Origin of the sequence: Pseudanabaena sp. PCC 7367, assembly GCF_000317065.1 — a bacterium.
Classification (GTDB): Bacteria; Cyanobacteriota; Cyanobacteriia; order Pseudanabaenales; family Pseudanabaenaceae; genus Thalassoporum; species Thalassoporum mexicanum.
The window spans coordinates 3,057,460-3,070,246 of sequence record NC_019701.1; the positions used below are offsets into that span (position 1 = coordinate 3,057,460).

Sequence of the window (12,787 nt, forward strand, 5' to 3'; positions counted from 1 at the left end):
ATAGGATTGCATTGAGCAAGGAATAATGAAAGAGCCGATCTTCAAACTTTTGCTATTTGTGGCTGGCCTGATCATCACTGTTGCGGTTCTGTTCTTTTGGCGAAGCTATGTGAGTTGTGTGAATGATGTAGAAATTTGTCTGGAAGAGAGATATAACGATCGCCCAGCTCAGTAGGATATCCTATACAACCGATCGATGAGTTGATTCCGATTGAGTTGATTATATATGACAAGCTATTTTGACGGATGCTAGCCCAAACCCAAAAACGCAAATTCCCATTGTGGCGATTGCCGCTACGCACTACCCTGGCCATGATATTTGGTTTGCAATTGGTGGTAGTAGTGGGGATTATTGAATATTTGAATTTCCAGGATCGACATGCAGCGATCGAAGGCTTGGTTAGCGAGCTATTAAATTTGAGCTCTTGGGCGATCGCAAAGAAGCCTGCCTGGATAAAAATACAGTCAGAACTGTGCTGCAAAATTTATTATCCAATGCGATTAAATATTCCCCCGACTCTAGTACGATTAATCTAATTGTAACGGTTGACCAGGATCAAGTTGTTTTTACAATTAGCGATCGCGGTATTGGCATTCCCACCGCCGAGCAAGGAGAACTATTTGCTCCCTTTTACCGCGCTAAGAATGCTGAAAATATACCTGGCACTGGCCTAGGGCTTTCGATTGTCAAAAAAGCGATAGAAGTGCACGGTGGTAAGATTGAGATGGCCTCCCAAGAAGGGCAAGGCACTACATTTAGAGTCACTCTCTTTACCCACTCACCTTTAATTTAGTCCCTTCTATGAGTTATTCCCCGAATCAAGCTCCTCGCGCCAAACTTGCCACCCAGAGGCTTCAGTTTAGCCGCCAACTCAGAACTCATTTTCAGATTAAGCTGAGCTTATTTCTGGTTACTGTTGTTCTATTTGTGCCGACCAACTTGGCGATCGATGGTCAGTTTGACTGGTGCTACTGGCTAATCCTGCTGGCTACTTTTGGGATTTCCTGGGAAGGCTGCAAGGCCTATCAGCTTAATTCAGAGCGGTTTGAACGACAGTTCCAACAATGGCAATCCCGACAACAAGAATAGCTTGCTCATTATATTTAAGAATTCAAGGATTTATGAATATAACGATCGCCGCGAAGCAATCGGCATCCGCCAACCAGAACCAAAGGCGCGATCGGTGATTTTGAGGCCAGGGGCAGCCTGACGGCGCTTGAATTCAGCCCTAGTGGCCAGTTGGATCACCTGTTCAACGATCGCCGAGTCATATCCAGTTGCGGCGATAATCTGCGATACATCAGCTTTTTGATCAATCCAACGTGCCAGAATATCATCCAGCACTTCGTACGGTGGCAGGGAATCTTGATCCACTTGATCCGGCTTTAGTTCGGCGCTAGGCGGTTTGCTAATGATGTGGGCAGGAATGATTTCGCTTTTACCCAAGGTGGGAATTGGCGGCTTGTTACCATATTGCTGAGTTTGATTCAACCAGCGACAGAGTGAGAATACCTTAGTTTTGGGAACATCGGCGATCGCCGCGAACCCACCATTCATATCACCATAGAGAGTGCAATAGCCCACCGCCAGTTCTGATTTATTCCCAGTAGACAATAGTAAATGGCCAAATTTATTGGAAATTGCCATCAATAAATTACCGCGAATGCGTGATTGCAAGTTCTCTTCCGTTACATCGCTTTCAGTGCCAATAAACAGCTTGCTGAGGGAGCGATCGAACGATGCCATTAAATCACCGATCGCAATTGTTTGAGTCTCTATACCCAGGCTATGGGACAGCTTGAGGGCATCACTGATTGAATGTTCAGAGCTATAGGGCGAAGGCATGAGAATTCCCAATACATTATCTGCTCCCACTGCCGCTACAGCGATCGCTGCCACCAATGCCGAATCAATCCCGCCGCTTAAACCCAAAACTACTTTCCTAAAGCCACATTTACGCGCATAATCACCCAATCCCAAAACTAAGGCTTGCCAGATCTCAGCTTCTTCTGTCTCTGGCAAATCAACCAGAGTGGAACTAACTAACTTGCGCTCTTTCGCATCAAAATCAAGAATCAATAAATCTTCACTAAAAGCATTCGCTCTACCAATTAAATAACCTTCGCGGCTAAAGGCGACACTATTGCCATCAAACAATAAATCATCATTCCCGCCCACTTGATTCACATAAACGATCGGCAAATCATATTGCTTGGCGCTGTGTTGAATCATTGCTTCGCGTAGTTTTTGTTTATTCACCGCAAACGGAGAAGCAGAAAGATTTACCAATAAATCCAGGTTGCAATTCACCAAATCAGCCACTGGATTCGCCGCATAATTGCGCTTGCCCCAGAACCTCTCGTCGTTCCAGAAGTCTTCGCAAATGGTCACGCCGATTCTGATCAAGTCCCCATTATCATGATCCTGAGCTGGATCTAGATCTTCTGCATAATTAAAATCATTCATATTCGTGGTAGCAATCTGATCCTGTGGCGATCGCGGTAATACTGGCAATACTGGCAATACAAAGAAGTTACTTTCTGTACCTTGGGCAAAATAGCGATCTTCGTCAAATACATCATAGGTGGGCAATAATCGCTTATGGAAAATCCGCTGCACTTTTCCACCTGCTAAGAGTGCAGCACTATTAAATAAAGGCTTGGTGCCGATTTGAGCAGCCTGCTCATTCACCGTTACGGTCCCCACCAATACCGCCAGATCGGTTGGTAGCTCCTGGGCCAAGTGTGCCAAGGCGATCGCCATATCTTGAATAAAGCGATCGTAAACCAACAAATCGCGGGGTGGATAACCGCATAAAGATAGTTCGGGGGTGAGCATCAATCGCACCGATCGATCGCTACATTGCTGCGCAGCAACTAAAATCTTGGTGGCATTTCCGGCTAGATCGCCGACGATCGGATTTAACTGGGCAACTGCGATCGAAAAGCTATCATTCATGCTAATTCTCCTTTTTGATTCTATTTCCTGATTGGGCTACTTCCTGGATCCGAATGTAGAATAATTGGCGATTGATCTTGTAATCAGATTCTTAATTTATGCTTGAATATGTTTTAGTGGATTGTGGTAGCACGAACTCCAGAATTGACGATAAAGCAAAGATTATACTTAAATTGACTGACTCAGAATTAAAGGTTCATACCATAAACCATGCTCCATAGAAATTGAGTGGAGCCCAGCCAATAATAATAGTTAGGTTAATTATTTAACTCGAGCGGGAAATTTTTAAGCCGATTGACAAACTAATAGAGCCTTAACTAGCAAGAGTCTAGACCTATTTCAGAAGAGTGGTTAGGTAAGCGTCAGTGCAACTATTTTGATCGATTAGATCTACAGGTAGCCTTGCAAAAGAGGTGTCTTGAATCTTTACTAGTGCTATTTCAAGCAAGACGTTATGCAAGTAATGACCTGAATGCTTTGAGCTAGATGTATTCATGCAAAAGAAGTCTTTTGAAGATGCACTAGGAATGCTTTTATGATTTCGATAGCAAGATGCTGACTAAATACCTAACTACTAAATAAACACCATTGGCTTATCCTTATGTAAAGAGAACGCCGCTGCATCGAATTTATATAAACTGGCTGGGCGACCGGCTCCCCGCGAAACCTTCTCTCCCGTATCATTTAGGAATCCTAACTTTAACAATCTAGTGCGAAAGTTAGAATAATCAGAGAAGTTCTCACCCAATACTGTGGCATAGAATTGATACAAGTCATTGAGGGTAAATAGTTCTGGCAACACATCAAAGGCTACCGGGCTATATTCCAACTTATTGCACAAACGGCGATGGCCATATTCAAGGATGCGATTTTGACTAAATGCCAACTGTGGCACTTGCTGCAAAGAATACCAGGCGATCCCACTTACGCCATTGGCGATCAACTCCGCCTCTGAAAATCGCACCAGGGCAAAGTAGCTAATTGATAGATAACGAGCCCATTGCAACCGATGCTCTTTGCCAGGATCTCCAGGATCTTGGCGTGGATCGCGGCTATCTTCCACTTCGCCAAAGGTATAAAGCTGCTCAAGGTAGAGGTTCTTAACCCGAATTTTCTCTGCCAGAATGCGATAGGCGGCATCCTCTGGGGATTCACCCTGGCGCACCAAGGTTCCAGGCAAGCACCAATAATCCCGATATGGCTCGGCATCGCGCATCACCAACAGCACCAACAGGCGATTTTGAGCGGTGTCAACAGAGAAAATTACATTGTCAACCCCAACCTTAAACTCAGCTAGGGGGAAACGGGTCTTGCTTCCTGCCATTCGTACAGGTGCTCCTGGTGAATATACTCGGCTACAGATGATACTATACCCGAATCATCGTCACACTCGCGGTATGCAGAGGATGAAACCTGTGGCACACCAATGTTGGCGATCGCAAAGGTTGCTCTCCTGATCCGCAACGCCTCTAAGTCTTGCTCCGATAAAGCATAGCCTTGTCTGGGCACAATTAACAAATTTACCAGGTTTAACAACTGATTGGCGTGGTACCAGGAATGCAGTTGCGGCACAATGTCTGAACCTACGACTAGATGAAAAGTAGCATCTGGCCAGATTTGCTGAGCTTGCTGCACCGTAAACAAGCTGCGGGGACTACTAATTTCAGGATGTAGTTCAATATTTGGCCGATCGGGATGAGCATTATTAATTTCAGCGATCATCCGTCGTACCATCTCTAACCGTTGCTCCATACTGGCTTGGTGGGATTTGAATGGGTTATTGGAAACCCAAATCACGCATAGGTCAAATTTTTGTCCTAGCCATTCAATGATCGCTTTATGGCCAACAGTGGGCGGGTCAGCACTACTCCCAAATAGAGCTATATTCATAGGCGGGTTGCTCATAAACTTTTTGGTAACCGGTCAGAGTAATTTAGAAGAATTTGCAGCAAGCGACGATGAAGCATGATTACAGGCAGATCGTCACTCCGTCTAGGTTATAGAATATAGAACCAAACCAGTAACATTTATTTTAGGACAGATAGCTCAAGTAATCTGTTTACAATTTGGGCACAGTATTACTGCAATCTAGTGCTAGACAATCCTTGCACTAATTCATTAACGGAACATGAAATTTTGATCATGTTTCAGTATGGCGATCGCCTGAGCAAATTCAGGTGATTGATTGATGCTTTGCATGGGCTTGAGCCAATTGATCGGTGAGAGTTTGCAACAGCGGCGAAACTTCGATCGGCAGCGATTGGGGCTTATCCACAGCTCTTATGGCTTGAGGCAATGCCATTACTGATTGCCTGGTGAATTGGGCGATTGTTGATAGGTCTTGCCGTGGTGTCAATAATTTTCCTGCTTGCATAATTAGTTTAAGTAAAGGCTTCGTTGAATAATGCTCACCATGATCAGTTGATTCAGTTGATTCAGTTGAATTAGTTGGTTCCGGTTCAGTGAACAGGGCAAGGCGATCGCCCACAATTCGACCAGCGCGATCGGAGGATCGCCACACCTGCTTTCGGCCTGGATAGGTTTGCTTGCCGCTGGAAAACTTGGCCACAGGTTTATTGGCAATTTCCACTAATTTATAAACACCATTTACCGGCGCACCAGTAACAAGCTTAGTGCCAATGCCATAACCATCAATGCAGGCAGAAGCTTGGTTTAAGCGCTGGATTTCCGCCCCGTCAATATCACCACTGGCAAAAATGAATGTATCTGGCAAGATTTCATGCACCTGCTGCGACAAGGCCACCAGATCGCCGGAATCAAGCCGCACTGCCTTGACTTCGATTTCCCCCGCCACTTGTTTAGCTGCCAGATGCTTCGCTGCCTCAACCGTATCAAAGGTATCGATTAACAGGGCACTGCCAGGAAAATAACGATCGAAAGCCGCAAAGGCCATTTCCTCTGTACCTTCTAGCGCCGCGATCGCCATCACCAAGGCATGAGCCATAGTGCCGCTGGGCTTTTGACCTAGTTTTAAGGCTGCCAGCACATTAGAAGTTGCATCCATGCCACCGGCGATCGCCGCCCTTGCCGCCCACAACGAAGCCTGGGGACTGAATGCCCGTCTGGTGCCAAACTCCAGCAACTTAGCATCATCGCCTGCCAGATCCCGCATCTGAGCAGCCTTGGTGGCGATCATGGTTTGGTAATTAATTGTGTTTAAAATATAAGTCTCGGCGATCTGCGCCTGCCATAATGGCGCTTCGATTCGTAAAATTGGCTCATTTGCAAATACCACGGTTCCTTCTGGTACCGCCCACAGATCACCCGTGAATTTTGCCTCGGCCAGGAGTGACCAGAAGCGATCGCTCACCTTGGGCTCAAGCTGGTCAAAGATACCTGTTTGCTGCAAAGCCTCAATCTGGCCTGGATCAAATCGCCAGTTTTGTAAATAATCCAACACTTGCGCCAAGCCCATCGCCACCAGATAGCCCATTCCCGTTGGTAATCGTCGCACGAACAATTCAAAACTTGCCCAACTTTGATCAATCTCCTCGCCCACATAGCAAGCAGACATAGTGAGTTGATAGAGATCGGTGAGCATGGCATAGTCATTTGGTTTAGCGATCAGAGCAGGATCGATCGCCAATGCTTGTAAATTTGAGTTTTGTTGATCGACTTTCATTAAAGGTTAACTAAATTCGATTTTTTGATTATAGTGATAATCACCAAATTTGACTAGTGTTAATTTTTGATCTGAATCAATAGCTGGCCTGTTGGGCACTGTAGAAATTGAACAAGGCAATAACTTGTTAGTGGTAAAAGTCCCTTAGAGATTGATTGCTATTGGTAAAAGTAATGTCGGGATCTGAAGCAAATAACTAATTGATCAACAATTACATATTCTGATGTCAGGTTCTGTATAACTTGTGTGCAAAAATATTTATAGTGTGATTTAATATAACCAAAGGAATAGTCAAATATAAATTTGGGCTAACTCTAATTGTCTTTGTCCCCGATCGATTTGGCATCAGCGATCGCTACTATGATCGCCATTTATGATCTTTTATTGCGAAATCGGGGGGTAACGCGACCGTCGATCGCTCCGATGGGCTATCGTGGTTTATACCAAAAGAGGCTTAATAACCGATCGTAAAGTTTGAAGGAATTGCCAAAATGACTAGCCATCTCAGTGATCATGCCCTTGCCACCCAAGATATTCAAGTCAGCAGTAGCTCTGGCAGTATGACGGTTACTGGCAACCGCATTTTCAGGACTGGAGCTGAAGCAGGGCTCCAAACAACAAATCCCACCGAAGTTCATCTCAGCTTTGAGATCAAGCAGCCGATCGAGCTAAGCAATCCTGATGCCGAGAAAACAGAGACAACCGATACATTATCGCTGGGACTGAGTGCGGATGATGCGGTTGAAGTGGGTTTGCAGCTTTTGATGATGGGGATGGAAGGTAAGTCAGATATTGAAATTGGCTTAATCCTAGAGCGGCTTTCACACCTGTTTGGTGAATATAATCTGTTTTCTTCTTTGGATGGCAAAAACTAGCGCCTTTAAAATAAAAACTAGATATTGCGCCAAAGTGCCTTGATTAGCCTGGATTATTGGCGTTGCCTATTGGTGGGATGATTACACTACTAGGCGATCGAGCAAACTGCTACCAGATATATACTTGATATTTAAGCCATTCACATTTTATGCCTGGATTATGCAGCACCGGATTATTTGATAATCGCACTGAATCTACTTCTGCGATCGCTACTTAGAACCCAATTAAATATTTACGCCATTCCTGATGGCCGCCGTTTTGAAGATATTTCGTGACTTCAAAATACAGCCCGCTATAGGGTTGCTTTGGCGATCGCCCCAATGGCATTTGTGCTTCCTGGGGGGTGCGATTGCCCTTTTGCACGTTACAGCGCACACAGGCAGTAACGATATTTTCCCAGCTCTCACCACCACCGCGCGACTTGGGATACACATGATCTAGGGTCAGATTTTCACCCCCATAGCCGCAATACTGGCACATATGGGCATCACGGTGGAAAATATTACGCCGCGTGAGGGGGATCTCTTTGTAGGGCAAGCGAACATAATAGACCAGGCGGATCACGGTAGGCAGGGGGAACCCAGGATAGAGTAACTTGCCATTATGCTCGATCTGCTCTGCTTTGCCTTTAATAATCAGGACAACTGCACGCCGCCAGCCGGTAATGTTCAGCGGCTCGTATGAAGCATTGAGTACCAGTACCTTAGCCATAGTTAGGCAGAAGCGATCGCTTGTTAAATACTTTTTCCTGAAGACTCTCCCAGATGCTAGCACAGCCAGATTGGCTAAAGGAACTAATTGCAACTGCTAAAAAAACATCCGTCTGTAGGGAAGCGTTGAAGCCGATTTTGTCTGACCAGGTGGAGAGCCCTTGATGTTCTGATTATTTCAAATAGATGCCATCTTCGCCAATCTGGCCTGCTCCATTAAGAACATAGATTCCCGCGGAGTTTGCTCTCACCAGGAATGAGATGTTGCCATTGTCCACCTCAATTCTGTTACCAGTCACAGCATCTCTGTAGGTGCCATGGCGAATGTTATTAACAGTAATATGCTGCTCGTTGCCGATCGCTAAACCAACGATCGCGTAACTTTCACCATTATTGTAGTCTCTAACAAAGCTCATGCCACCACCCCACTCATGAAGATGACTCATTGGTGCTTTTTGCAGGGCAGGAATACTATGCCGGATTAAGTTTAATCTCTGGATGTGCAGGTAGAGAGGATGGCTTTTGGTGGTGGCGATCGTCTCTGTCTCTAAGTGATCGCCGAAATAAGCTCGCCCAGTTTGATCGAGGGTGTCATCATTGCCGATGATATCCTGGGGAGCACCCTTCATGAACTCGATCTCCTCACCAAAGTAAAGGCAAGGAATGCCGCGAATTGTCCAAAGCAAATTATAAGCCGCCGCTGCCATCCACTGTTCGCCTTTAAACCGGAACCGAAAGTCATTATCAGGACCAACATCATGATTTTGTAAAAAGGTGACTAGCTTGGTTGCATCACCATAAACCCAGTCCCGCTCCAAAACAGCTCCGATACCACTGTAATTGCCCCGACTCAGGTTATCCCGAAAGGTAGAGAACAAGCCAAAGTCAAGCACCGCAAAACCTGAATCATCGCCAGCATGAGGATCTGTTGGATCATCCCCCAGTCGTGTATACCACCAGGGTCTCAGAAATGAGGGTGCGTTATCATCGCCAAACAAATCCCCCCAGCCAGTCCCTTTGACTAGATTTTCGCCAAAGACAAATAAACTGGGTTTGTGTGCTTTCCAGGCATTGATATATTCAAGCAGGTTATTGCGTTCCACATGTTTGACCGTATCAATCCGCAGCGCATCAACCCCCATATCTAAATACTTGCAGATTGCATTAATAATATAGTTTTTGACGTTGGGCCTTGTGGTAGCCAGGTCGATCGTGTCTCCTGCCATATGCTTAGTCTGAATGGCAATACTTTCCCAGTCGCCGCCTGCCATGAATCCATCCTGGTGATACCATTCAGGGTCAAGAGTGCTGGCATCAATGCCAAAAAAGCGATTGGGATCATAACCAGGACTCGGTACGGTAGCTCCTGTTTTGGGGTCAATCAGAGGCTCAACCCCATCTGGGTCAGAGTTTTGCCGTTCGCGGAACCATTCTGGCGCTACAGGATTGTCGTTATCTGCTCGAAACGAGGATTGGTAGTTCCCCAGATTGCCCTGGTAGGGGCCATAATCGACTTTCCCCTGGGTTGAGCCCGAAGGAACATAGTATTTGATCGGCAGGTGATCAATCCAAACTTTTCCCCGAATCCCATATTGAGATGAATGATTGACCACCACATCCTGAATGATTTTGAGCCCCAGGCTATGGGCTTGATCAATTAAATCCTGATAGGTGGCATCAGCAGATTCAAGCCTTGGGTCAATTCGAGTCCAATCGTAACCGTGGTAGCCATGATAATCCAGCCCGCTGCGGTTCTCAATCGGTGGGGTAATCCAAATAGCGGTAAATCCTAAATCTTTGATGTAGTTGAGTTGCTGAATCAGACCTCTAAAATCACCGCGCCAGTGCGGGTCTTCTGCGTGGCCTGTGGTGGAATTAAACTTGATCCGATCGCGGCAAAAGAAGTTGTTACTTTGATCGCCGTCGTAGAAGCGAGTGGTGATCAGGAAGTAAATTGTCTCTTCTCGGAAATCTATCATCAGTTAGGAAGGAGTTGGTAACTCAAACCATCTTAGTGCAACTAGCCCAACTAACTGCCCACTTTTTTGAAGTAAGGTCACCTTAAACCTTTTCAATATCCCTCAGCGCCACCGTCATCTTCATTTGACCCAACCTTACCGACAACTCATCCGCATTCGTTGGTTCAGACAACACCTGCACCACCTGCCCCAGCTTTGGCACCCGCACCCGATCGCCCACCTTAGGTACATATTTTTGCTGAGCCTGAGATTGAGTTTTAGGTTGAGGTTGCTGCGAAGGCAAATGGCGTTTGCTTAGTTCTTGTACTCGCCGCTCCGCAAAATGCACTGCCTCCGGTGAATCGCCCTTTTGCAATTTTCTAATCACCCGTGCGATCTCCTTTTTGGCCTGTTTGATCGCCTCAGTTACTTCAATTTCTTGGTTTTGGCGTAACTCCCGCTCACTTTCTTTTAGCTTGGCTGCCTTCTTGCTAATTTCGACATATAAATGCTCGGTTTGCGCCAACAGCTTACTGGCTTGCTTGAGCTTATCCTCGTGTTTGCGGCGTTGTCCTTCCAAGTCAGCGATCACTGTGTTCAATTCCGCCGAGCCAAACCCGACATGATCCTGTGCTTGCTCCAGAATTTCCGCTGGGAAGCCCAACCGCGCCGCGATCGCCAGCGCATTCGATCGGCCTGGAATCCCCCACTGCAATCGATAGGTGGGGGCTAGCTTCACATCATCAAACTCCACCGCCGCATTTTCAAAGCAGGCATGGTTATATTTGAGGGTTTTTAGTTCGCCAAAGTGAGTCGTGGCAACAGTTAGACAGGCATGGGTAGCCAGGTATTCTAAAAGTGCCTTAGCGATCGCGCTGCCCTCGGTGGGATCGGTGCCTGCGCCCACTTCATCAAGCAAAATGAGGGATTCAGCGGTGGCTGCGGTCAAAATTCTGCCGATCCGTTTGATGTGTCCTGAAAACGTAGACAGATTTTGCTGGAGCGATTGCTCATCGCCAATGTCGGCCAAGACCAGATCGAACCAGGGTAATTCCACTGGCTCCCGTGCGGGCACAAACATACCCGACTTGGCCATCAATGCCGCTAGGCCAAAGGTTTTGAGGGTGGCGGTTTTGCCCCCTGTATTTGGCCCTGTGATCACGACTACGCTAATTTCTGGCGCGATCAACACGTCCACCGGCACAACCTCGCGCCCCTGTTCATGTTGCTGCTGCCATACCAGGAGTGGATGTTTTAAACCCCTGAGGGTCAGTTGGGCTGGCGGCAGATCAGCGTTTATTTTTGATGCTGGCTTTTTTAGCAAAGAACTAGTGGCAGGGCGATCGCCAGGTTCAACTAATTGACTATTTCCTGGATCATCTGATTCTGACTGCAACAGTTGATCGACATCACTCGACTGGCTAGCACTTTCTTTCTGATTACTCTCGATATCAGTAGCCGCATCAGGCGCAGCAAAATTAATAAAAGTAGGTGCATTAGCCCCCAACCACAGCGCATATCTGGCTCGTGCGATCGCCAGATCTATTTCCGTCACGATCGCCAACAATCGCCACAAGTCCTCGCCTACTTCTGCCACTTGACCACTGAGCTGACGCAAAATAATTTCAATTTCCGCTTGCTCTTGTTTAGCTAGTTGCCGCAGTTGATTATTGGCCGTCACGATCGCGTGGGGCTCCACAAACACAGTCATGCCAGTGCTGGAAGCATCATGCACCACGCCAGGAATTTTATCTTTTTGCGGTGCTTTAACCGAGAGTACATAGCGATCGCTGCGCTGGGTAATAATGTTTTCCTGCAACGCAGCCGACTTACGCTGCATAATATTTTGCAAGATGCCATAGATCCGATCGCGTACCTGTCGGCTTGAAGCACGAAGCTGGCCTAGCTTTTCCGAGGCGCGATCGAGCACCGTGCCGCTTTCATCGATACAGCGATAAATATCTTGTTCAAGCTCAGGATAGGTGCGCAGTTCACTTACAAATGCCTGTAAATATTCGCAATCATCCGCATTGTCAATGATGCGCCGTAAGTTACGTGCCCCTGCCAGGGTTGTTGCCACTTGCCATAGCTGCTCGGCGTAGAGCATGCCATTTTTCTCAACCCGCTTGAGCGGAACTGTGATGTCCTGGATGCCTTCCATGGTCAGGCCACCGAGCAAAGTAGATTCGAGCCAGCTAACCTCTTTAGTTTGGGTCAACAGCTCCAGGGTGCGATCGTAGCGATCGGGTGGTACTAATTGTCGCGCGGCAACTGCACCTAGCTTGGTGGCGGCAAAGGTGCTGAGGTGCTCGCAAAGGCGCGACCATTCCAATAATTCGAGGGTTTCTGATTGCATTAAGACTGAATTTGAGCACTGTTTATATTGTGCCATCTTCCAGTGAAGCTAGATTCAGCCATAGGGTTAGCATTTTGGTTAGTGGCTATATCCGAATATTTGCTGCCAAATTCCCCGGCCCAGAATTTTTCTTGTTCGGTGGCGTAGTTGCCCATTATGCTATGACCCTCTGCGATCGCTCATCTCATTTACTTTAAGCGATCATTGATTACTTGAAATAGAAAAGGCGCTTTGTCTATCACCCTAAAAACACCCCACCATGGTCATGCTTAAAAGACTAGAGAT

The 12,787-nt window shown here is 46.7% G+C and carries 11 protein-coding genes and 1 pseudogene; 5 read left to right on the top strand and 7 right to left on the bottom strand.

The genetic code is table 11. The features are described 5' to 3' along the window. Positions 1-25 precede the first annotated feature (25 nt). The 3 genes from PSE7367_RS22035 (at position 26) to PSE7367_RS12120 (ending at position 1,090) form a co-directional block, all read left to right on the top strand. On the top strand, positions 26-175 hold the full coding sequence (locus tag PSE7367_RS22035) for a hypothetical protein (RefSeq protein ID WP_015165637.1): 150 nt from the start codon (positions 26-28) through the stop codon (positions 173-175). Between the two features lie 250 nt (positions 176-425). Next, positions 426-794 carry a sensor histidine kinase gene (locus PSE7367_RS12115; RefSeq protein WP_015165638.1) on the top strand — a complete coding sequence of 123 codons (369 nt, stop codon included), beginning with the start codon at positions 426-428 and terminating at the stop codon, positions 792-794. A gap of 8 nt (positions 795-802) precedes the next feature. After that, the gene (locus tag PSE7367_RS12120; RefSeq protein WP_015165639.1) at positions 803-1,090 is read left to right on the top strand and encodes a 2TM domain-containing protein; all 288 of its coding nucleotides are present in this window, start codon (positions 803-805) and stop codon (positions 1,088-1,090) included. Between the two features lie 30 nt (positions 1,091-1,120). Here PSE7367_RS12120 and PSE7367_RS12125 read toward each other — a convergent pair whose 3' ends face one another. The 4 genes from PSE7367_RS12125 to PSE7367_RS12140 all read right to left on the bottom strand — a co-directional run bounded on the left by PSE7367_RS12125 (position 1,121) and on the right by PSE7367_RS12140 (position 6,602). After that, the gene (locus PSE7367_RS12125; RefSeq protein WP_015165640.1) at positions 1,121-2,959 is read right to left on the bottom strand and encodes an NAD+ synthase; all 1,839 of its coding nucleotides are present in this window, start codon (positions 2,957-2,959) and stop codon (positions 1,121-1,123) included. Positions 2,960-3,533: 574 nt separating this feature from the next. Then, positions 3,534-4,283 (bottom strand): NUDIX hydrolase, encoded by a 750-nt coding sequence (locus PSE7367_RS12130; protein ID WP_015165641.1) that lies wholly within the window; start codon positions 4,281-4,283, stop codon positions 3,534-3,536. Further along, positions 4,253-4,849 (bottom strand): nicotinate-nucleotide adenylyltransferase, encoded by a 597-nt coding sequence (locus PSE7367_RS12135; RefSeq protein WP_015165642.1) that lies wholly within the window; start codon positions 4,847-4,849, stop codon positions 4,253-4,255. Before PSE7367_RS12135 ends, PSE7367_RS12130 begins: the two co-directional genes overlap by 31 nt. A 283-nt stretch (positions 4,850-5,132) precedes the next feature. Then, positions 5,133-6,602 carry a nicotinate phosphoribosyltransferase gene (locus PSE7367_RS12140; RefSeq protein WP_015165643.1) on the bottom strand — a complete coding sequence of 490 codons (1,470 nt, stop codon included), beginning with the start codon at positions 6,600-6,602 and terminating at the stop codon, positions 5,133-5,135. Positions 6,603-7,093: 491 nt separating this feature from the next. Between PSE7367_RS12140 and PSE7367_RS12145 the strand changes: the two genes are divergently transcribed. Continuing rightward, positions 7,094-7,477 carry a hypothetical protein gene (locus tag PSE7367_RS12145; protein WP_015165644.1) on the top strand — a complete coding sequence of 128 codons (384 nt, stop codon included), beginning with the start codon at positions 7,094-7,096 and terminating at the stop codon, positions 7,475-7,477. A gap of 214 nt (positions 7,478-7,691) precedes the next feature. Here PSE7367_RS12145 and PSE7367_RS12150 read toward each other — a convergent pair whose 3' ends face one another. The 3 genes and pseudogenes from PSE7367_RS12150 to PSE7367_RS12160 form a co-directional block, all read right to left on the bottom strand. Beyond that, a complete protein-coding gene (locus PSE7367_RS12150) occupies positions 7,692-8,189 on the bottom strand; it encodes an HNH endonuclease (RefSeq protein ID WP_015165645.1) in 498 nt (165 codons plus the stop codon). 172 nt (positions 8,190-8,361) lie between these two features. Beyond that, positions 8,362-10,161 (bottom strand): annotated as a pseudogene (locus PSE7367_RS12155) (alpha-amylase family glycosyl hydrolase); the annotation flags it as partial. A gap of 88 nt (positions 10,162-10,249) precedes the next feature. After that, on the bottom strand, positions 10,250-12,502 hold the full coding sequence (locus PSE7367_RS12160) for an endonuclease MutS2 (RefSeq protein ID WP_015165647.1): 2,253 nt from the start codon (positions 12,500-12,502) through the stop codon (positions 10,250-10,252). 11 nt (positions 12,503-12,513) lie between these two features. Between PSE7367_RS12160 and PSE7367_RS22040 the strand changes: the two genes are divergently transcribed. Then, entirely contained in the window at positions 12,514-12,699 is a 186-nt protein-coding gene (locus tag PSE7367_RS22040; RefSeq protein WP_156800393.1) for a hypothetical protein, read from the top strand. Positions 12,700-12,787: the final 88 nt, after the last annotated feature.